Annotated in this window: 17 protein-coding genes; 2 read left to right on the forward strand and 15 right to left on the reverse strand. The window is 34.4% G+C overall.

The features are described 5' to 3' along the window. Positions 1-56: 56 nt before the first annotated feature. The 8 genes from RM538_RS06115 to RM538_RS06150 are packed head-to-tail and all read right to left on the reverse strand — an operon-like array spanning position 57 to position 8,442. Positions 57-1,031: a hypothetical protein gene (locus tag RM538_RS06115; RefSeq protein ID WP_311332521.1), complete on the reverse strand. Its 975-nt coding sequence runs from the start codon at positions 1,029-1,031 to the stop codon at positions 57-59. Positions 1,032-1,042: 11 nt separating this feature from the next. Then, positions 1,043-1,909, reverse strand: a complete 867-nt coding sequence (rfbD, locus tag RM538_RS06120) for a dTDP-4-dehydrorhamnose reductase (protein ID WP_311332522.1) — start codon at positions 1,907-1,909, stop codon at positions 1,043-1,045. Further along, entirely contained in the window at positions 1,906-2,451 is a 546-nt protein-coding gene (rfbC, locus tag RM538_RS06125; protein WP_311332523.1) for a dTDP-4-dehydrorhamnose 3,5-epimerase, read from the reverse strand. Before rfbC ends, rfbD begins: the two co-directional genes overlap by 4 nt. A 3-nt stretch (positions 2,452-2,454) precedes the next feature. Next, the gene (gene rfbA / locus RM538_RS06130) at positions 2,455-3,312 is read right to left on the reverse strand and encodes a glucose-1-phosphate thymidylyltransferase RfbA (RefSeq protein WP_311332524.1); all 858 of its coding nucleotides are present in this window, start codon (positions 3,310-3,312) and stop codon (positions 2,455-2,457) included. 12 nt (positions 3,313-3,324) lie between these two features. Beyond that, positions 3,325-4,341 (reverse strand): dTDP-glucose 4,6-dehydratase, encoded by a 1,017-nt coding sequence (gene rfbB / locus RM538_RS06135; protein ID WP_311332525.1) that lies wholly within the window; start codon positions 4,339-4,341, stop codon positions 3,325-3,327. Between the two features lie 14 nt (positions 4,342-4,355). Then, positions 4,356-6,044 carry a DUF6909 family protein gene (locus RM538_RS06140; protein WP_311332526.1) on the reverse strand — a complete coding sequence of 563 codons (1,689 nt, stop codon included), beginning with the start codon at positions 6,042-6,044 and terminating at the stop codon, positions 4,356-4,358. Positions 6,045-6,078: 34 nt separating this feature from the next. After that, on the reverse strand, positions 6,079-7,566 hold the full coding sequence (locus RM538_RS06145; protein ID WP_311332527.1) for a GH3 auxin-responsive promoter family protein: 1,488 nt from the start codon (positions 7,564-7,566) through the stop codon (positions 6,079-6,081). Between the two features lie 9 nt (positions 7,567-7,575). Next, on the reverse strand, positions 7,576-8,442 hold the full coding sequence (locus RM538_RS06150; RefSeq protein ID WP_311332528.1) for a M23 family metallopeptidase: 867 nt from the start codon (positions 8,440-8,442) through the stop codon (positions 7,576-7,578). A 117-nt stretch (positions 8,443-8,559) separates the two neighbouring features. On the opposite strand from RM538_RS06150, the gene tatA reads away from it, so the two are divergent. Then, the gene (gene tatA, locus RM538_RS06155; protein ID WP_311332529.1) at positions 8,560-8,742 is read left to right on the forward strand and encodes a twin-arginine translocase TatA/TatE family subunit; all 183 of its coding nucleotides are present in this window, start codon (positions 8,560-8,562) and stop codon (positions 8,740-8,742) included. A 119-nt stretch (positions 8,743-8,861) separates the two neighbouring features. Here tatA and RM538_RS06160 read toward each other — a convergent pair whose 3' ends face one another. The 3 genes from RM538_RS06160 to RM538_RS06170 form a co-directional block, all read right to left on the reverse strand. Further along, positions 8,862-9,833 (reverse strand): DUF4837 family protein, encoded by a 972-nt coding sequence (locus RM538_RS06160; RefSeq protein WP_311332530.1) that lies wholly within the window; start codon positions 9,831-9,833, stop codon positions 8,862-8,864. 3 nt (positions 9,834-9,836) lie between these two features. Next, positions 9,837-11,393 (reverse strand): LysM peptidoglycan-binding domain-containing protein, encoded by a 1,557-nt coding sequence (locus RM538_RS06165; protein WP_311332531.1) that lies wholly within the window; start codon positions 11,391-11,393, stop codon positions 9,837-9,839. Positions 11,394-11,498: 105 nt separating this feature from the next. Next, positions 11,499-12,686 (reverse strand): phosphoglycerate kinase, encoded by a 1,188-nt coding sequence (locus RM538_RS06170; RefSeq protein ID WP_311332532.1) that lies wholly within the window; start codon positions 12,684-12,686, stop codon positions 11,499-11,501. Positions 12,687-12,760: 74 nt separating this feature from the next. Between RM538_RS06170 and RM538_RS06175 the strand changes: the two genes are divergently transcribed. Beyond that, entirely contained in the window at positions 12,761-13,915 is a 1,155-nt protein-coding gene (locus RM538_RS06175) for a DNA polymerase III subunit (RefSeq protein WP_311332533.1), read from the forward strand. A gap of 331 nt (positions 13,916-14,246) precedes the next feature. Here the strand turns inward: RM538_RS06175 and RM538_RS06180 are convergent, their stop codons facing one another. The 4 genes from RM538_RS06180 to RM538_RS06195 form a co-directional block, all read right to left on the reverse strand. Continuing rightward, positions 14,247-15,095, reverse strand: a complete 849-nt coding sequence (locus tag RM538_RS06180) for a class I SAM-dependent methyltransferase (protein ID WP_311332534.1) — start codon at positions 15,093-15,095, stop codon at positions 14,247-14,249. Positions 15,096-15,124: 29 nt separating this feature from the next. Further along, positions 15,125-16,996, reverse strand: coding sequence for a tRNA uridine-5-carboxymethylaminomethyl(34) synthesis enzyme MnmG (gene mnmG, locus RM538_RS06185; RefSeq protein ID WP_311332535.1), 1,872 nt, complete (start codon positions 16,994-16,996; stop codon positions 15,125-15,127). 95 nt (positions 16,997-17,091) lie between these two features. Beyond that, positions 17,092-17,526 (reverse strand): rRNA maturation RNase YbeY, encoded by a 435-nt coding sequence (gene ybeY, locus RM538_RS06190; RefSeq protein WP_311332536.1) that lies wholly within the window; start codon positions 17,524-17,526, stop codon positions 17,092-17,094. Next, positions 17,519-20,920: a DNA topoisomerase VI subunit B family protein gene (locus tag RM538_RS06195; protein ID WP_311332537.1), complete on the reverse strand. Its 3,402-nt coding sequence runs from the start codon at positions 20,918-20,920 to the stop codon at positions 17,519-17,521. Before RM538_RS06195 ends, ybeY begins: the two co-directional genes overlap by 8 nt. Positions 20,921-20,973 lie beyond the last annotated feature (53 nt).

Consider the following 20,973-nt stretch of genomic DNA (forward strand, 5'->3'; position numbering starts at 1 on the left):
GTTTTTACCCATTGCTATAACTATCTAATAACATAAGTCGCTATTAAAAACTTATGTTATTTTGCGTATTGCTTACCTTTTAAATAGATACTTCTAGCGACGAAAAAGCCTATAAATAAGAACAATAAAAATAGTGGGAGTAGTAAGTGTTTTTTTGTCAAAATGCCTCCAACACCAAAATACTCAGGTTTATTAACTAAAGTAACTACAGAGTTGTATTTAATTAGCTCACTTCTAAGTTTTTCGTTCTCATCGATAAGTTCTTTTTTCATATCAATAAGCTGGTGCATATTGTTATTTTGAAGTGACTTGAAAAACATTTGACTTGGTTTAATGTCTGCTTCTTGAGGGTTTTTCCCTGCAAATTCCTCAAAAACAGCGTCAATATTTTCTATGCTTGTATTATTTCTTTGAATTCTAAGTTTTGTTTCTTCAATAACAATAGCTTTGGTTTCATTGTAAACATCATTATTGTTTAAATAGTCAAGTACTTTTTTAATTACTTCATTACCTCCTTTGGTTGTAGATAATAAAATTTTATGATATTTATATTCTGAGTAAAACACTTCAGATTGTAATATTTCTTCTTCTAGCTCAATTTTTGACATATATTGGTCTAGATTTCTATCGCTAGTTTCGTGTTTTTCAAGTAACTCATTAATATTTACAATAGGCTCAATCTCAATATCGACAAGGTCTGGGTTATCTGGGTCAAATCCATTTCTTTTTAAAAAACCTCTATCTCCTTGTTTCTGTTTTAAGCTTAATAGTTTAACAGCATCATAAACATAATTACTACTATTAAAGTTATTTTGGACGATAAGAGTGGTCATTTTAACTTTAGGTAGCGATTTCTGCCAAAAATATCCGCCAAAGTACCCTCCAACTAATAAAAGAAGAATAACAATCCAATGTCTAAGCACAAATTGTACAGACTTATATATACCTGCTAGAAAAGAATGGTAGAGAGATTTTAATTTATTTAAAAAGTAAAATAAGTCGATTTCATCATTATGATTATTTGTTGACATAATATTTTCTTTTAATGGTTAGCTGTTAGGTTTTTTTCTATTAAATATTGTAAGCTTTGCTTCCAGTCTACTAGACTTTCAGGAGCAAATTTTTTGATCTTGTTAGTGTCTAAAATACTGTAAACTGGGCGCTTTGCAAATGTAGCGTAATAATCTGTTTTTGCAAGTGTTGTTGCGTTTTCAAGGCCTGTATTTTCTAAAATTGCTTTGGCAAAATCATACCAAGTAGCCTCGCCTTTATTGCTAAAATGATACACTCCATAGTCTGTAACATCATTTGCAATAAGTTTTAAAATAGCTTTTGCTAAATCATTAGCGTTGGTAGGAACTCCTGTTTGCTCTGTAGTAATTGTCAATGGTCGCCCTTCTCTAGCAAAACGAATCATACTATTCATAAAATTATGCCCATACTGGCTATATAACCAAGAGGTGCGTATAATAAAATAGTTTGATAAGGCATCTTGAATATTTAATTCTCCCTCTAACTTTGAAGCTCCATATACATTAATGGGATTAACCTCATCTTCTTCTATGTAAGGAGTATTATTGGTGCCATCAAAAACGTAATCTGTAGAGATATGGTATAGTATTGTGTTATTTTCTGAACAAACCTGAGCTAGTTGTTTAACTGCTTCGGCATTAATAGCAAAAGCTTGTTCTTTTTCACTTTCGGCCTTATCTACATTGGTATAAGCAGCAGCATTAATACAATGCGAAATATTTTCTGAAGCAAAAAGTGAAGAAACAGCATTTTTATCTGAAATATCTAACTGTTCTCTGCTTGCAAAAGTAAATTGAAATTGAGGATACACCTCTGAAGCGTCTTTAAGACACTTTCCCAATTGTCCATTGGCTCCTGTAACTAAAATCTTTTTCATGCGGTGGCTTCCTCAAAACTTGGAAGTTGTAAGTCTTTTTCTGAAACAATTAATTGCTCCTCTTTAAGATGCCAGTCAATTTGTAAGGTTGCGTCGTTATAGATGATTCCACTTTCTGAAGATTTATCATAGTAATTATCACATTTGTACCCAAAAGTTGAAGTTGGTGATAGTGTTATAAAACCATGTGCAAATCCTCTTGGCACATATAATTGTTTATGGTTTTTGCCTGAAAGCAGTATTGAATATTGTTTTCCAAATGTTGGAGAGTCTCTTCTTATATCAATTACCACGTCTAAGACCTCGCCCACAATAGCTCGCACCAATTTTGCTTGTGCCATTTCTCCTTTTTGAAAATGAAGCCCTCTTAAAACTCCTCTTGTTGAGGTAGATTGATTATCTTGTATAAAAGGTGTTTTAATTCCTGTGTTTTTTATGAATGCGGCTTCATTAAAAGTTTCGCAAAAAGCACCTCTTTCGTCATAAAAAACATTTGGTGTTAGTACAAAACAATCTTTAAGTGGTGTTTTTTCTATTTTCAAAACTTATTTTAATTGTATTAAATGCTTTCCGTATCCACTTTTAAGGAGTGGTGTTGCCAAAGTGATTAGTTTTTCTTTAGAAATAAAGCCCATTTCGTAAGCAGCTTCTTCAATTGCACCTATCTTAAGCCCTTGCCTTTCTTCAATAACTTCAACAAACTGGGAAGCTTGCATTAAAGAAGCAAAAGTGCCGGTATCTAGCCAAGCTGTCCCTTTATCAAGGATACTTACACTTAGTTTTCTTTGTTGTAAGTAAACGTTATTTACATCTGTAATTTCCAGCTCACCTCTTGGGCTTGGTTTTATGTTTGCAGCAATATCTACTACATTATTATCATAAAAGTAAATACCTGGTACTGCATAGTTTGATTTTGGGTTGGGTGGTTTTTCTTCTATAGAAAGTGCCTTCCCTGTTTCATCAAAATCTACAACACCGTATCTTTCTGGATCATGCACATGATACGCATATATTATTCCTCCATCTGGGTCATTATTAGCCTGTAACAATTCCTTTAAGCCACTTCCGTAAAATATATTATCCCCAAGTATTAGCGCTACTTTATCATCCCCTATAAAATCCTTTCCAATAATAAATGCTTCAGCAAGGCCATTGGGGTTTTCTTGTACTTCATAACTAAATTTACATCCAAGTGAAGACCCATCGCCTAAAAGTTTCTCAAATAAAGGTAAGTCTTGAGGTGTAGAAATAATTAAAATCTCTCTTATTCCAGCATACATTAACGTTGATAATGGGTAGTAAATCATTGGTTTGTCATATACTGGCATTAACTGTTTGCTTACAGCTAATGTAATAGGGTGGAGCCTAGTACCTGAACCTCCTGCTAAAATTATTCCTTTCAAAATTATTCTCTTTTAAAGTCTATTGGTATTATTTAAATACCATTCTATTGTTTTTTTAATTCCGCTTTCAAAATTCTCGTCAGCTTTCCAGCCTAATTCATCTTCTAGTTTACTAGCGTCTATTGCATATCTAAAATCATGACCTGGTCTGTCTTTTACAAACGAAATCTGATCCCTATATGATTTATTTTGAGGCTTCAATTCATCCATAAGATCACATATAGTATGAGCAATATATAGGTTTTCTCGTTCATTTCTCCCACCAATATTATATGTTTCTCCTAACCTACCGTTGTCTAATGCCAGTTTAATTCCTGTACAATGGTCAAGGACGTAAAGCCAATCTCTTACATTTTTTCCGTCACCATAAATAGGGATAGGTTCTCCGGCAATTGCTTTTCTTATAATTGTAGGAATTAATTTTTCTTTGTGCTGATTAGGTCCATAATTGTTTGAGCAGTTTGTTGTAACTACTGGCATCCCGTAAGTGTGAAAGTAGCTTCTAACAATAAAATCTGAAGATGCTTTAGACGCACTATAAGGGCTATTAGGCGCATACGGGGTTTCTTCAGTAAACAACCCTTCAGCCCCCAACGTTCCATACACTTCGTCTGTTGAGACATGCAAGAATCTGGCTTTTGAATATTCTTCTTTTAAATGATTAGGACCATCCATCCAAAGCTTATAAGCAGCATGCAACAAATTAAACGTGCCTACAATATTAGTAGCAATAAAAGCCCCTGGCCCAGTAATTGAATTGTCCACATGTGATTCTGCCGCAAAGTGAACTACTTGAGTAAAAGAGAATTTTTCAAAAAGACGGTGTACAAATTGCTCATCACAGATGTCTCCTTGTACGAATGTGTAGTTTTTATTGCTAGTAAATTCTTCTAAATTTCGTGTATCCCCAGCATATGTAAGCTTATCTAACACCACAACCTCATCGTTTGTGTTTTCTAAAATATAGCCTACATAATTAGACCCTATAAAGCCTGCGCCCCCTGTTATAAGTACTTTATTGTTGCTCAAAATAATTGTTTAGTTTAGTCTAAAATTTGTTTTAACATTTTTTCGGTGATTACATAAGTAGGTTTTACACCACTTGCACCTAATCCACCAGATGCTAATGTACTCCCTGTTTCTAATGGGTTATCACTTGCATAATATGCATATCTCACTTTAACTTTTGAGGAAATACTCCCTCTAATTTTTGAAGCAGCTTGTATTGCTTTTTGATAATGTGCTCCTTCCATTTCTAACCCAATAACATCCCATGTAGATTCATAAAAAAACTTGAGAACATCTCTATTTTGCAAGGATGTCCCTAAGACAGTAATCATGCTTCCAGAGCAAACACTAATTCCATCTTCATCAAAATGGGATTTCTTTAATTTGTTTTTAAAGGGGTAATTATCTGCTGTACCCTCGAAAACATGTGCCGAAGGAATCATAATATCTCCCTTGCCTCCTTCAAGAATACCTGCCTTACCCATTATAGATATAGACTCAATAGTTAAAAAGTGTTGCGTCTTTGCATCAATATTATATGGCTTTAATAGCTCATCCATTGTTTCATAGGCTTGTTCACCAAAGGCGTAATCCATAACTATAATTACAGGCTTGTGTTCTTTAGAATTATCACCAGTATTTTTCGAGTAAATGCTTTCAGGAAATTTACTAGTATCAAAAATCTGGACGTCTATGTTAGTACCACTTTCATCTTTAATTAAAGTCATTCCATTTTTACTAGCAAGTTTACTTACTTTGTCACGTAACTTGCTGCTTGAAGGAACACTTAATGCTTCAAAAAGCTCATGCTTTGTTTTATTTTTTGCTTCAGTAATTAGTGCTTTTTCTGCAAATAGTGTATTCATCACGCTATGCATGTTGGCGCTAATAATATGCAGCGGTCGCTCAATAAGCCCTTTCTCTGCAAGAACATCTTTAATTTTAAGTGCCCAACGCTCACCGTGAATATGATGTCCTAGGCGTTCACGTAGTACTGGACTAAAAGTAATAATTCGCTTATTATCATTAACTACCTCATCTATGGCAAGTTTCCCTAGGTAATAAATAATGTTTAAAAACCTGTTAGGGTTTTCTGTGTCTGCAAAAAAAGGATATACGTTATTGACCTCTTCGAAGGTTCTGCCTAAAAAGTTAGCGGTGTGAGTTAAGGCAACTTCTCGTTCTTTCTTTGTGAGTTCTTCTTTTTTGAAAACTGCCTGTTCTAATTTTATCCAGTCTCTAATTACAGCGCCCTCATCACTAATCATGACCTGTTTCATAATTTTATGAGATTCTATATATAAAAAAGTGAGATGGGTTAGAATGTCATAAATTTCGGAGCGTCCGCGCGTTATTTCAATATTCATTTGCTCCTCATCAATACGATAACAATTTCTTCTTCTTTTTAAAGGAATAATAGGGATAAAGTGTGAGTTTTTATAACCTTCATCACTTGTAAGGTTGATAAACCTACATTCTTCAATACCCTTAGGGAGCCTATCCATAACATAAAGCAACCCTTGTAACTCTATTTTTTCTTCTGCAATAGAGCCATATATTTCTGGTCTTAAAATTAATAAAGAGTCTCGTAAAGACTCCCCAGAAACCCCCATAGGTTTATAAAAGCCTCTGTTAAATAGGTGTCGCATTGTAATATACAAACGCTCTATCGCACCTGTACTCTCTTGTGCTCTTGTTCTGGTATGTGTTTTTGTTTCTGCCATTATTTTCGGCACAAAGATACTATTAATTTTATCCTTACAAGTTTAAAATGGCATCGGCTAAGGTGCGATCATTTGCTAATCTAGGCACCTTGTTTTGCCCCCCTAATTTACCTTGACTTTTCATGTAATTTTTAAAACTGTTTTTATCTAGAACTGTTATAACAAGTGGTTTCAGTATTTTTCCAACAATAAGGTCTTTGTAATAACTGTTTTGAGATTGCATCGCAGTATCTATAGTTTTTTCAACTTCGTTTATATTTTTAGGTTGGTTTTCAAATTCTATAAGCCACTCATGATAAGGAAGTCCTTCTTTTGGGCTTGTTTGAGGTGCTACTGTAAATTCTGAAATAGAAAAACTGTGCTTCTTCATTGCAATGTTTAGCGCTTCTTCTACTTCTTTACCAATAACATGCTCACCGAAAGCTGAAATAAAATGCTTTATTCTTCCTGTAACTACAACTCGGTAGGGCTTTGTAGAAGTAAACATAATTGTGTCACCTACGTTGTAGCCCCATAGTCCTGCATTGGTCGAGATTATCATTACATAATTAACTCCTTCTTCAACTTCGCCAATAGTAAGTCTTTTTGGGTTTTCTGAAAAGAACTTGAAAGCCTCTATAAATTCGTAAAAAATACCCGAGTCTAACTGAAGTAACATCCCTTTTTCTTTTTGTGAATCTTGAAAGGCAAAAAACCCTTCTGAAGCTGGAAAAAGCTCAATGCTTGGTACTTTTCTGCCAATTAACTCTTCAAACTTTGCTCGATAGGGCTCATAGTTTACACCGCCGTAAATAAATAACTCAAAGTTTTTAAACAAGTCACCTACTTTTTTATTTGTTTCTGCCTGAAGCCTTTCAAAATACATTTGCACCCATGAAGGAATCCCACTAATTACAGTCATGTCCTCATTTTTAGTTTCTTCGACAATAGCATCTACTTTGGTTTCCCAATCGTCTATACAGTTGGTTTCCCAGCTAGGTAGTCTGTTTTTTTGAAGATAGCTAGGCACGTAGTGTGCTACAATGCCAGAAAGCCTTCCTAGTTTAATTCCATTTTTCTCGTTTAACTCGGGACTGCCTTGAAGAAATATCATTTTTCCATCCACAAATGCTGCATTGCCTGTTTCGTGGATATAACATAAAATTGCATTTCTAGCTGCGTTAACATGGGTAGGCATCGACTCCTTAGTCAAAGGAATATACTTAGCGCCCGATGTGGTTCCAGAGGTTTTTGCAAAATAAAGTGGTTTTCCTGGCCAAAGTATGTCTGCTTCACCTGCAACTGCTTTTTCAACATAGGGTTTTAGATCTTCATAATCTCTAATGGGTACTCTGGATGCAAATTCTGCAAATGAGTTTATCTTACTAAAGCTATGGTCACTCCCAAATTGAGTGTTTTTTGCTTGATTTAGTAAGCCATCAAAAACTTTTTGTTGGGTTTTGACAGGGTTGGCCGCCCAATCCATCATTTTTTTATGAACGCTTTTTGCAAAAATTTTGGCTGCGAAGGACTTTATTGACATTGCTTACATTTATTCAAAATCAATACTATTTGTTGGATCTATAGCATTGCCATCCAACCATAACTCAAAATGAAGGTGAGGCCCAGACGTTAGCTCTCCTGTACTACCAGCCTTTGCAATAACTTCTCCTCCTTTTACTGTTTCCCCTTGTGACTTTGACAAGGATGCATTATGCTTATAAACTGATAGTAAATTATTAGGGTGCTCAATAATTATTACATGGCCAGTTTCTGCCGTCCATTCAGCAAAAATAACAGTCCCATCTGCTACAGCTTTTATAGGTGCGTTTTTTATAGTAACAATATCAACCGCATAGTGCTTTTCTTTGGCGTTGTAAGGTTCTGAAATAGTTCCCTTAACAGGAGTAAATAGCGCTAAACTAATTTCGTTATCCTCGGATAACGGATTATACTTATCCTCTTGAGCCACTTTTTCTCTAAGAAGAGAATCTTCTTTTGATGCGCTAAAGTTAACAGTAGATGGGTCTATTTTTGCGGCTTCTAGGATAGAGTCTTTATTAAAGTCAACTGTTTTTACGTCTCCTGTAAGCACTTTTCTTATAGAAGCAACATATTGATCGTTTATAGCAATAACTCTTCTTAAAGAGTCTGTTTTAAAGGTTAAATCGGTTGCTTTTTTCTTTAAAGAAGTGGAGGAATACCCCGGGATATATTCTTTAAGGGGTGTAAAAGCAATTAATACTGTGGTAAGCACAATTAGAAAGATGGCAGATATGGTGCTAAACACAAACACATTGAGTCTGTTTAGTTTAAATGAAAAGCGTTCTTCAAAAGTATCTTCATTAAGCACTACAAGCCTGTACTTGTGGAGTAGCTTTTTCTTTATGTTCTTTCTTTTTTTGTTCTTTTTAGCCATTTTATGAAATCCTCACTACAAATATAAAACAAACTAAACCCTTATGTGGTAAAGTTGTCTATGTTAACGTATAGTCTAGCAAATTCTTGTTACCTTTGTACTCTAAATTTGAATTAAATGGAAGCATTATTAATACCCTTAGCAATTGGACCTTGGCAAATAGCACTACTTGTGGTAGTGGTTTTACTCCTTTTTGGAGGTAGAAAAATACCTGAATTAATGCGCGGACTAGGAAGTGGTATTAAGGAGTTTAAAGACGCTTCTAAAGAAGATAATGACGACGGTAAAATAGAGAAATAAGTTTTTTAAATAGCTTAGACTCGCTTCGCTACTAGACTTTAGGTTCTAGACAAATAATAAAATATATAAAGCCTTGCTAATTGAACCAGCAAGGCTTTTTTATTGGTGATATTTTCGTGTTATTCAATCTTAGCGGTTTTTAAAATAGACTCTAGCTCAAACTGCAGGTCTCTCTTACGTACAGAAGGCGCATAGGTAAACCCCTCTAAAATTAAGTATCTGTTTTTTGCTGAATCCTTAACTGCATAATTTAAAAAAGGTCCTGCCATAAATTGGTCTTTTACATCCCAAGTTCCTTTGGTTTCGTAGGCAAATTTTCCGTCTAATTCTGTAGTAAATAAAAATGGCGCATAGGCTTTTTCAGTTTGAAAGTGCCCTTCGTCTTCTACAGGTAGTAGGCTTCCTCCAATAGAGTCTCTTACTCTTATAATATCCCCAATTATAGTACTGTCTTTCCCTATCATATTTAAAGGGACTTCATAAACCAAAATATTAGTGCTTCCAGATTTTAAATCTTTACGCATCCAGTAAAAATCATCCCCTTTATGCGCTACTCTATAAGCTGAAGGCATAGTTAAACTCACGCCAAATCGTTCTTTTAAAGAATCTGGCTTTATTGGATCTACATTTGTTCTACGTTGTCTTTCCTTAATTTCAGAATCGTGAAATACATCAATTATTTGCTTATGTTTTAATGCTAAGAGCTCTATAATATCTTCTTTGGTTTGCCCTGTTAAATAAGCAATGGTTTGCGGTTTTGCATAACTATCCTTCGCAACACTTACCTTGTTTTCATCACCTAATCTTGCGTATAAAATAATTCTAGATTTTCTAGCAAAACCAGAAAATGCATTAGGTGGCATCTGGTTCATAGAAAATAAGGGTTCGTCTTGTGGTAGCCCATCTGTTGGGGCAGCAAAGTATTTTCGAATTTCTTCACCCACTTCTCCGTTCCATAAATCGTTAGTAGACACAACCTGCAATGTATTAATGTTACCTACAGATTTTGAAAGTATAGCAGTATCTTTTTTTTCTGAATTGTCACAAGAGATGATAAGTATCGCAAGTACTAATGTGTAAAGAGTTTTCATTTTTTATCCTTTTTGAACTTTAATAACCATTCCTGGTTTCAGTTTATTACTACTAATACCGTTCCAACTTTTTAAATTATTTACAGAAACTCCAGGAAATTTTTGTGAAATGCTCCACAATGAGTCGCCGCTCTTAACGGTATATGTTTTAATATTGCTATTGTTTGAAGCAACTTTAGTAGTGTTGCTTTTAGATTTTACTGGTCTTTTAGGGTGTATTGTAAGTCGTTGCCCGATTTTAAGCCGGTTACTTCGCAAACCATTCCATCGCTTTATTTGGCTAACTGAGACTCCATACTTATTAGCTATTTTACCTAAATAATCACCACTTCTAACGCGGTAACGAATACGATCTGATTGGTCAAATAAACCCGGAAGTGGTTTTTCTCTTTTATTAAATTCCTTTTCAGCATAGGCATAAATAGCATTTTCATGAGTTAAAAACTTTCCTACAGCATCTACTGGAAGTCGAAGCGTGTAGTTTTCATTTTCTACAACTGGGATAATATCTAATTTATACGAAGGGTTTAAAAATCGAAGCTCGTCAATATTTAAGTTTACTACTTCTGCTACTTGGGGTAGAGAGATTCTTTTTTTGACTCTAATTGTATCTGTCGCTATATATGGTATTTGCGGCCCATTACTTTTAAAACCATGTTCTTTTGCATACTCAAAAATATACATGGTTGCTAAAAAAGCAGGAACATAGCCAGCTGTTTCACGTGGAAGATTTGCTCTTATATTCCAATAATTAGTTCGCCCTCCAGAACGTCTTATTGCTTTTGAAACATTTCCGGGTCCTGAGTTGTACGCAGCTAATGCTAAATCCCAATCTCCTAGGCTTTTGTGTAAACTTTTAAGGTATTTTGCAGCTGCTGCTGTTGCCATAATTGGGTCGCTACGCTCATCTACATATGAGTTAACGTCCAATCCAAACATTTTACCAGTTGCAAACATAAATTGCCACAGCCCGGTAGCTCCCACCCGGGATTCTGCTCTAGGGTCTAAGGCAGATTCTACAATAGCTAGATATTTCATTTCTAAGGGTAAACCATGACGCGCCATTTCTTCTTCAAACATGGGGAAATAGTAATCGCTTAAAGCCATTAGTTTTGCCATGGAGCTTCTTCGGTTTTTGAGATAGCCTTTTATTACACTTTCTAACGAAGGGTTGTATTCCACCGTAAAAGGTGTACGAGCGTCTAAAGCTTCTAGGCGTTGCTTTAAAACTTCGGTAGGGAGTTCTTCGTAGGCTTCTGGTTGATAATCTTCAGAAAGAATAGTGCCGTACATTTCTTCAAATCTATCCGAATTGTATAGTTCATTAAGCCAAGCACTATCAATTTTTCTAGCAATAGCAAGGTCTTCCAGCTTAAACACTAAAGAATCCTTAACCGAGCTTATTGTTGAAACTTGTGGTAAGTCTGTATCTGTGTTTGTAACCGTTATAGAGTCTACAATTTGTACTTGTACTTTTTTTATGGAGTCTATAGGCTCAGTTTCTTGAGCAAAGAAGGATGTTGAAATCGCAAGACAAATTAGTAAAATGCTATTTTTCATTTAGAATAGTAATAAAATGGTGCCAAGTAAAACGCTAACGTTTAAAGGTGTTTTAAAAGTATAAAAATAAGAAATGTTATTGTATGTCTAGCGCTTAGGTTCCTTTTACCCCATAATTGCCTTAATTCCGGGAAGTGTTTTCCCTTCTAGCATTTCTAGCATAGCACCACCTCCAGTAGAAACATAACTCACTTTATTGGTAAGGTTAAACTTTTTTACAGCAGCAACAGAGTCTCCGCCTCCTACTAGAGAGAAAGCTCCATTTTTAGTAGCCTCTGCAATAGCGTCACCTAACTTAATTGTTCCAGTAGCAAAGGGCTCCATTTCAAAAACACCAACCGGCCCGTTCCAAAGGATAGTTTTAGACTCTGAAATTACTTTAGCAAAATTGGCATTAGTTTTTGCTCCAACATCTAGTCCCATCCAGCCATCTGGAATGTTATCTATTGGCTCATCGGCAAGACTTGCAAATTCTGAAAAGCTATCTGCGGCCAGCACATCTACAGGTAAATGCACCGCAACATTTTTTTGTTTTGCAGCATCAAGAATATGTAATGCTGTTTTTAATTTATCGTTTTCAACCACAGAACTACCAATACTTCCTCCTTGTGCTTTTATAAAAGTAAAAGCCATACCGCCACCAATAATTAGATGGTCTATTTTATCAAGAATGCTTTCAATTATGGTTATTTTTGAAGATACTTTTGCGCCACCAATAATTGCTGTTACTGGTTTCTCATTACTGCTTAATACCTTGTTTACATTTTCAATTTCTGAAGCTAATAATAAACCAAAGCATTTATTTTCTGGGAAAAACTTAGCAATAACCGCTGTAGAAGCATGTGCTCTATGCGCAGTTCCAAAGGCATCATTTACGTAAATATCTCCCAATGTTGAAAGTTGCTTAGCAAAGTCACTATCCCCCTTGGTTTCTTCTTCATAATACCTTAGGTTTTCTAATAATAAAATTTCTCCTGGCTTTAGGTTTTTAATAGCTTCTTGCGGGATATCGCCCACACAATCTCCTACAAATTTTATAGAAACCCCTAGAATCTCCGATGCCTTAGAGCAAATATGACGTAATGAAAACTCGTCTTCTTTTTCTTTTGGTCTGCCCAAATGGGACATTAATACACAGCTACCACCATCTTCTAGAACTTTTATAATTGTAGGTTTTGCTGCTTCAATTCGAGTAGTGTCTGTTACCTCAAAATCATTGTTTAGCGGTACGTTAAAATCTACACGAATTAATGCTGTTTTGTTATTAAAATCGAAATCGTTTACAGTTTTCATCTACTAAAATTTATAGTGCAAATATACAGTTTTAAGTTGTTGAAATATTGCCTTAAAAAAGTGTAGTTTTGTGTATGCGTTTTAGTGATGTCATTGGTCAAAAACATATTAAAACCCACCTTTTAAGAGGGGTGGAAACTGGTCGTGTGCCTCATGCACAACTTTTTGTAGGTACTGCTGGAGTAGGAGTATTGCCAACTGCCGTTGCCTATGCCAATGCTTTGCTATGTAGTAAGTACGAAAAAGAAAGTGCTGAAGCAAAGCAATGTGCCGCAAAAGTAGAAAAGCTTGCGCATCCCGATCTACATTTTATATTTCCAACCAATACCAATGACACGGTAAAAAAACACCCTGTTTCCGATTTATTTCTCGAGGATTGGCGGAATTTTTTAAAAGAAAGTCCCTATGGAAATTTATTTCAATGGTTACAGTTTTTAGGTATCGAAAATAAACAAGGAAATATTAACGTAGATGAAGCGGCAGATTTGACAAAAAAGATGTCGCTTAAAGCGTATGAGGGTGGTTACAAGGTTTTTATTATTTGGATGGCAGACAAAATGAATACTGCTTGTGCTAATAAAATTCTAAAAATAGTTGAAGAGCCGCCCAAAAATACTGTTTTGTTGCTTCTAACTGAAAATGAAGAACGCATCCTTACAACTATACACTCTAGGTGTCAAAAACTGCATTTTCCATTATTATCTGAAATGGATATTAAGGCTCAATTATCTGAAAATCAATTAATTGAACCTAGTATAGCTGCCAATATAAGTCGCTTAGCTACAGGTGATTATAACAAAGCATTACAGCTTTTAAATGAAAATAGTGATACTGCAGTTTTTGAATCGTGGTTTCTAAGTTGGGTTCGTGGTGCTTTTATGGCAAAAGGGAATAAAAAAGCAATAAACGATTTGCTTTCTTGGAGTACAAAATTAGCTGGTGAGGGGCGTGAAACACAAAAAAAATTTCTTACTTACTGTATCGAAGTTTTTAGACAAGGGTTTTTAAAAAATTACAAAGTAAATGACCTTGTTTTTTTTGAAGCAAATGACGCTAAATTCTCCATAGAAAAATTTGCACCGTTTGTTCATCAAAATAATATTTTTGAAATTATTGATGCTCTTGAAAAAGCAACCTATCACATTGAAAGAAATGGTAATGCTAAACTAGTTTTTACAGACCTTTCTATTAAACTTACAAAACTTATTCATAAAAAAGAGTTGGTCTAGCCCGATCTATTTTAGTAAAACTCGTTATTTCGAGTGGGTTTTTAAATTGAAATGAGAAAAGTTTATGTAGAGAAAAAGTATTTTAATTATCAACTTTAGTTCTCAGTACAGTTTTTTTAACTCAAAATCACTCGAGAAGACATTATGTGTGATTTTACCTTTTAAATGCAAAAACAGGCTATTATAGTTTTTTTTTATTGCTTATTCATCTTTAAATAATTTTTTGTTATTGTTTTGTGCCCAAAACAAACGGTTTTAAAAGGGTTTTGTTTTTTCTGCGAGCGAAACAGAGTCTTTTGGCCGATCCTCTCTCAAATAAGCTTAAAAGCCGTTAATTGTTCTTTTTAAAGCAATATATAAGTGAAGAATACTCTTTTGTTTGCCAAGCTCTCATATTTGACCATAATCCAATAAAAAAAGCACGAATTGAAAATGAAGATTTGTTTTTATACTTTTCAGAAAGTAAGCTTACATAAAACGAATCAAAAATCATTGGCTTCGTTTTTATAAGTTGTGTCTTTTCTGAGAAAAGGATTTTCATGGACGCCATAGAGAAATGCCAAAGATGTCTTGGCACATCATAAGCTGCCCAAAATTCTTTATAATAATTTGCATCAAAAGATTTGTAGTTTGGTACAGCAATAATAAGTATACCATTTGGTTTTAATAAACTTTCAATCTTGTATATTGATTCTTTTAAGTTTGGCAAATGTTCTAATACGTGCCATAATGTAATAACATCATATTTTTTTGTGCCTGGCAAATCTTCTAAAGAACTAAAAACTGAGAGGTTTTTTTCATGAGCCAATTTTCTTGCTGAAGAATTTGGCTCTACCCCATCACATTCCCAAGAACTGTTTTTAACTGTTTTTAAAAATGCTCCTGTGCCACATCCAATATCTAGCAAATTCCCTTTTTTTTGTGCTAAAGAATTCACTAGATCTAGTTTCTTTTTTAAAGAGTAATTCTTTACCAATTTATAAAGTGTAGCAACAATACCTTTTGAAGAGTCACTATGAGAAATATATGCATCACTTTCATAATACTTAGGCAAATCTGACGCTTTGGGCTGAGGGTTAGTAACTAGTATTTTTAGCGTTTTATCTTCTACTAAATCAAAAGACTCTCCAGAAACTAGAAAGTCTTTTGTGCTTATATAATGATTTGTGTGTGTTTTCATATACATACGTTCCACGTGGAACAAGATGCTTAACGCCCCATATAAACTAGCATCACAGAAATGTCATTTGGGGACACACCGCTAATTCTTGAAGCCTGTGATACAGTTGCTGGTTTTATTTTTGTAAGCTTTTCTCTTGCCTCAAAAGAAAGCGACTTTAATTTTGAGTAATCAAAGTTTTCAGGAATTTTAATTCCTTCCAGCCTGTTTAATTTGTCTGCATTATTTTTTTCCTTGTTTATATATCCAGCGTATTTAACCTGAATTTCAGTTTGCTGTAGAACTTCAAAATCAAGGTTGTTTTCTTCAACAAAAGCTTCTACACTTTCAATTTTTCGCATATCATCCATAGTAATATTTGGACGAGAAAACACCTTATACATTTTATCACTTTGCTTAACTGTTGCAGATTTTTTTGATTCTAAAATAGGATTAATTACTTCTGGTATAACACTCGTGTCTTTAAAAAATTGAATAAAAGAATTACTCTCTTCTTTCTTTTGTTCCATTTTTTTTAATCGATCCTCACTTGCCAAACCAACTTCATATCCCTTAGGTGTTAATCTAAAATCGGCATTATCTTGTCGTAGTAAAGTTCTATATTCTGCTCTTGAAGTAAACATTCTATAGGGCTCTTCTGTTCCTTTTGTAATAAGATCGTCAATTAAAACCCCAATATAAGCTTCATCCCTTTTTAGAATAAATGGATCTTTTTCTTTTAATTTTAGACTCGCATTTATTCCAGCAATTAACCCTTGTGAAGCTGCTTCTTCATAACCTGTAGTTCCGTTAATTTGCCCGGCAAAATACAGCCCAGAAACCAGTTTAGTCTCTAGAGTGTGCTTTAATTGTGTAGGAGGAAAATAATCATATTCTATAGCATACCCAGGCCTAAAGAATTTCACATTCTCAAAGCCGTCGCATTCTTTTAATGCTTTAAATTGAACATCCTCAGGTAAGGAGGTTGAAAAACCATTAATGTAATATTCTACCGTATTCCATCCTTCTGGTTCTACAAACAATTGATGTCTGTCTTTGTCTGCAAAACGATTAATTTTATCTTCTATAGATGGGCAGTATCTTGGGCCAATACTATTAATTGCCCCATTAAACATTGGAGAACGATCAAACCCTTCACGGAGTAAATCATGAACAAGGTTACTTGTGTATGACATGTGACAGGCACGTTGTTCTTTTAATGGTTTGGTACTATCTAAATAAGAAAACTTCTGTGGGTTTTCATCACCAGGCTGTAATATCATTTTTGAAAAATCTAATGATCTCCCATCTACTCTTGGGGGTGTTCCTGTTTTCATTCTTCCAGAATTAAAACCTATATCAACTAAGTCTTTTGTAATTCCAGTTGCAGCTCTTTCTCCTGCACGTCCACCACCAAATTGTTTTTCTCCAATATGGATTAAGCCATTTAAAAAAGTTCCATTAGTAAGCACAACAGTTTTGGCTTTAATTTCTAATCCAAGTGACGTTTTAACTCCTACTATTTTTTCATTTTTTATTATAAGACCAGATATCATTTCTTGATAAAAATCAAGATTTGGAGTTTGCTCTAACATCGTTCTCCAACATTCTGCAAAGCGCATTCTGTCACTCTGAACTCTAGGGCTCCACATTGCAGGACCTTTGGACATGTTCAACATTTTAAACTGTATGGCAGAGTTATCTGAAACAATACCACTATATCCACCTAAAGCATCAATCTCTCTAACAATTTGCCCTTTAGCAATACCGCCCATGGCGGGATTACAAGACATTTGTGCAATGTTTTGTAAATTCATAGTCACAAGCAGGGTCTTGCTTCCCATATTAGCTGCGGCTGCGGCTGCTTCAGAGCCTGCATGACCACCTCCCACTACTACTACATCATACTCTTTTTCAAACATAAAACGCAATGTTCCACGTGGAACAATTTTTAAAATTACAAATTGAGTGCAAATATACGTTAATTAACTTATAATCAACAGGTTAAGCGCTTAAATTACTGATTGTCAAGGGTGTAGTTGTTTTTAAGAAGTGATAAAGCCGTTTCTTCAGCGATTCTCATTTCTTTTTCTTCCTTTTCTGTCTTGTCTTTTAACCCACAAAGGTGTAAAATACCATGAATTACTACGCGATATAATTCATTTAAAAAAGAGGTGTCAAAGTCTTTGGCGTTTTCTTTTACTCGGTCAATTGAAATATAAATTTCACCATGAAGAATTGATCCTAAAGAATTGTCAAAAGTAATTATATCGGTTAATGTGTTATGGTTTAAAAAAGACATATTAAGCTTATGAAGGTAATCATCATCACAAAAGACATATACTATTTCACCTAGTTTTTTATCGTAGCCATTAATTACTTTATGGATCCAATTAGAAACATCAATAGTATTAGATAATTCGAAATCAGTTTCAGAAAAAAAATTAATCATCTGTTTTCTTGAAATAAGTGTTTACTTTTTGCTTATAGTTTTCACGCAAAGGTAATGCCTCACGGTTTAGAACTTCGGTAGTATTAAAATATTTTTTTATATCCTCTGGGCTTAAACGTAAAGTATTAGAGTAGTCTTTGCTATTTGTTTGAGACTCTCTCTTTTCCTCTTGTCCTTGTTTAAAATCTGCTTTATCTAATTTTAACAATTCATACTTAAGATTAAGCATTTGTTCAAGTGTGCGTTCATTAAAACCTTTGTCTAGTAATTGCTGTTCAATACCTTCCATCTTTTTTAAGATGTCTCCACCTTTACCATCAAGACCTTCTTTACTTAGTTTGTCTTGAAGTTGTTGGCGAAGCTGTTGTTGTTGTTTGTATATTTCAAAGATTTCACCCATATCATCTTCACTAGGTTGCTCACCTTCACCTTCTCCATTACTTCCTTTCCCATCTTTATTTCCTTTTCCGTCTTTGCCATTTTTCCCATCTTGACCTTCACCTTCTCCATCGCCGCTTTCTCCACTCTCTCCAGACTCACCTTCTCCTTCTCCTTTACCTTCACTTCCTTCTCCGGGTTTTTTTCCTTTACCTTTTTTGCTTCCTTCTTCCATTTTTTCTGAAAGACTTTCTTGTTTTTCTATTATGTCTGGCAGCTGAAACCCTTGACCCTTTCCTTTTCCTTTACCAGAGCCCATCATCATCATTTGGTTTTGCATACTATTCAACATATCGCTTAACATAATGGCCAACTCATTTGCTCCTGTGACAGTATATTGCTGGCTAGAAATACCTTGTCTCATTTGGTTTTCGGCCAAACGCTCTAAGGACTTGTTAATATTGAAATCAACCTCGGTTAAAGACTCATTTATTTTTTCACTTAAAATAGGTTGTCTTAATGATAATGCAAATAAGCTGTCATCTATATGCTCAAAGTTTGATTTTAAATCATTTTGAATGTTAAGCTTTTTCCCAAATGTGGCGCTTCCATAGTCTGTAACTTTAAACTCCTCCATTAAATCTTCCTGTTCAAAAGAAAATACAACTAGATTATCTAAAATTTGACGAAGCATTTCAACATCTTCTTCTATAGATTCCATTTGTCCAGCTGCCATTTGGGCTTGCATTTGTTTACCCATTTGCTTCATTTTTTGACCAGCTTTCTTTTGATTTTCTTTAGCATCACTTGGTTTTTGCTGTTCAAGTTTATCTGTAGCTTCTTGTTGCTCTTGCTCTACCTCTTTTTCATCTGCTTTATCTTGCTCAATTTCCATGGGTTCTTTTAGCGCTTCGTTCTCTTTTTGGAGCTCTTCCATTTCTTTTTGATATTCTTCAAACTCTTTGTTAAGTTTTTCTTGAGCTTCTTTAGTGTTTTCGTCTTCTGGTTTATTTGCTAATTGTTCTTGCTTTTCTCCTAATTTATAGAGCTCATCTGCTAGCTTTTCGGCCTTCTTAGTTACATAATAGCGCTTTGTAAGTTCAAGCAACTGTTCTAGATTTTTCTCTTGGTTTTTATTTTGCTTTGAGAGTTCCTCGAGTTTTTCTGTAAGCTCCTCTTTTTTTATTTTATCTTGAAGTTTTTCTAATTCCTCTAATAGCTTTTCATTCTCTTTAAGCTTCTCTTCATTGTTTTGTAAACGTTCTTTTAATTGTTCTTTAAAAGGGTCATCTTCTTTATCTTTCTGAAAATCTTCAAGGTTATCTTTTAACTCTTTACTGAAGTTTTTCATCATCTCCTCTTGCTGCTTTTGCCTTTTAATAAAGTCTTCTAGCTTCTTTTTGTCGTTATAATTAAGCTCCTTTTTCTCCTTTTGCGTTTTGCTTAATTCTTCTAAGCGTTGTTCTTGGTCTTTTAATTCCTCTAACGACTTGTTAAGCCCTTGAATAGATTCTTCCTGATTTTGAAGGTTCTCTTTTTCAAGTTCGCTTTCAGTTAACTTTCTGAAGTTATAAATAGTAGATTTTGATGATTTATAGTTATGGATAACATCATTATCAAAAACTTCAAAATAATATTCGTAGGCAACGCCTTCTTTAAGTTCTAACTGACTAGGAAATGTATAAACAAATTGATCAATATTAGATTTGTTTACTGGAAGCTGTAGCTGTTGTTTTTTCTCTTGTTCTCCTTGCGGATAGTAAACCAACTGAAGTTTTGTAAGCCCGTAATCATCACTAACATTTCCTAAAAAATATATTTTTTGACTGTCTGTGCTATCCTTTTTAGACTCCATATCTATATCGGGATATTCGTCTTTAATAACACCTAATGTAAAAGAAAGGTTTTCGTATTCTTTAAGTGCTTCGTTAGAAGTTGTAAGCGCATAGTCTAGCTTACTATAGATTCCTTTTTTGTAGCTAAACGTCTTTTCTTCTTGTGTAAAACTGTATGACGTATCTCTCGTTTTTAGAAGCACCTCGGTGGTGTTTTTGGTGGCAACATTCCATTTTACTTGGGTGCCTTCGGGAATAGTAGCATTACCAGAACTCTTTAGGACTTCGTCTTTTTTTCCAGTATAGCTCGGGTAATCTAGAACCATTTCAAAAGAAGTAAGTGAGGGTGTTTTTACCACAGTTACCTCATATTCTTGCGACCTTACAGAATTCCCTTGTAATTGAAAGCTAAAATCTTCAACAGGTTGGTTAAAGGTGTATTCAAACAAACCAGGTGCTGTTTGTTGTAAATAATAGGTTTCATCATTGTATTGAATACTTACATTTTCAGGAATAGTGGTTCCGCTTGTGTTTACTTTTACGATGAAAGGCTTGTTCTCTATCGCAATTAAATTGTCGTTTAAAACTCTAAAACTAAAAGGCGCCGGTGGCTCATAAGCGGTTTGATAGTTTACTACACGCTCATAGCTGGTAGAGAACATATTTTTATCACCTAATGCCGTAAAAAGTAAAAATATGATAACGGGAATTGCCGCATACTTTAAATACTTGCTGTTCTTTTTAAAACTAACTGCAGCTTTAAACTGTATGGGTTGGAGTTCATTTGCTTTTTGATCAATACTTGCAGCAAGTAACTCAGACTCTCTTTGGTTTTGGTTTAACTGTATAACATTTAGCAACTTATCGCTAACTTGAGGAAAGTGACTTCCTATAATTCTTGAAGCTTCTTCATAGGTGATTCCTTGTTGTAGCTTAAAAAGTTTCGCCAATGGGAATGCAATAAACCTAGTAAATAATGCAACTTCAACACCTACAAAAGACCAAAATAGAATTGTTCTTCCTGTGGGGTTAAGCCATAAAAAATATTCTACAAGGAGCGTAATGAGAAAGTATAGCAAGCCAATTGCAAAAAACAAGATACCCCCTTTGATTAACTCATTGGTATAATATTTTTTAATAAATTGTTCTAGCTTTTGCTGAATGATGCTATATGTACTCATAAACCTGTCCTAATATGCAAACATTAAAATTACGATTTTATTTTATAACAAAA

It is taken from the genome of Patiriisocius hiemis (assembly GCF_031846325.1).
GTDB classification, from domain to species: Bacteria; Bacteroidota; Bacteroidia; order Flavobacteriales; family Flavobacteriaceae; genus Patiriisocius_A; species Patiriisocius_A hiemis.

Excerpts from the sequence above, each read along its gene's own strand:
- RM538_RS06115 (WP_311332521.1), bottom strand. The coding sequence starts at position 1,031 with ATGTCAACAAATAATCATAATGATGAAATCGACTTATTTTACTTTTTA.
- rfbD (WP_311332522.1), bottom strand. The coding sequence starts at position 1,909 with ATGAAAAAGATTTTAGTTACAGGAGCCAATGGACAATTGGGAAAGTGT.
- RM538_RS06140 (WP_311332526.1), bottom strand. The coding sequence starts at position 6,044 with ATGGCAGAAACAAAAACACATACCAGAACAAGAGCACAAGAGAGTACA.
- RM538_RS06145 (WP_311332527.1), bottom strand. The coding sequence starts at position 7,566 with ATGTCAATAAAGTCCTTCGCAGCCAAAATTTTTGCAAAAAGCGTTCAT.
- RM538_RS06150 (WP_311332528.1), bottom strand. The coding sequence starts at position 8,442 with ATGGCTAAAAAGAACAAAAAAAGAAAGAACATAAAGAAAAAGCTACTC.
- tatA (WP_311332529.1), top strand. The coding sequence starts at position 8,560 with ATGGAAGCATTATTAATACCCTTAGCAATTGGACCTTGGCAAATAGCA.
- RM538_RS06160 (WP_311332530.1), bottom strand. The coding sequence starts at position 9,833 with ATGAAAACTCTTTACACATTAGTACTTGCGATACTTATCATCTCTTGT.
- RM538_RS06165 (WP_311332531.1), bottom strand. The coding sequence starts at position 11,393 with ATGAAAAATAGCATTTTACTAATTTGTCTTGCGATTTCAACATCCTTC.
- RM538_RS06170 (WP_311332532.1), bottom strand. The coding sequence starts at position 12,686 with ATGAAAACTGTAAACGATTTCGATTTTAATAACAAAACAGCATTAATT.
- RM538_RS06175 (WP_311332533.1), top strand. The coding sequence starts at position 12,761 with ATGCGTTTTAGTGATGTCATTGGTCAAAAACATATTAAAACCCACCTT.
- RM538_RS06180 (WP_311332534.1), bottom strand. The coding sequence starts at position 15,095 with ATGAAAACACACACAAATCATTATATAAGCACAAAAGACTTTCTAGTT.
- mnmG (WP_311332535.1), bottom strand. The coding sequence starts at position 16,996 with ATGTTTGAAAAAGAGTATGATGTAGTAGTAGTGGGAGGTGGTCATGCA.
- ybeY (WP_311332536.1), bottom strand. The coding sequence starts at position 17,526 with ATGATTAATTTTTTTTCTGAAACTGATTTCGAATTATCTAATACTATT.
- RM538_RS06195 (WP_311332537.1), bottom strand. The coding sequence starts at position 20,920 with ATGAGTACATATAGCATCATTCAGCAAAAGCTAGAACAATTTATTAAA.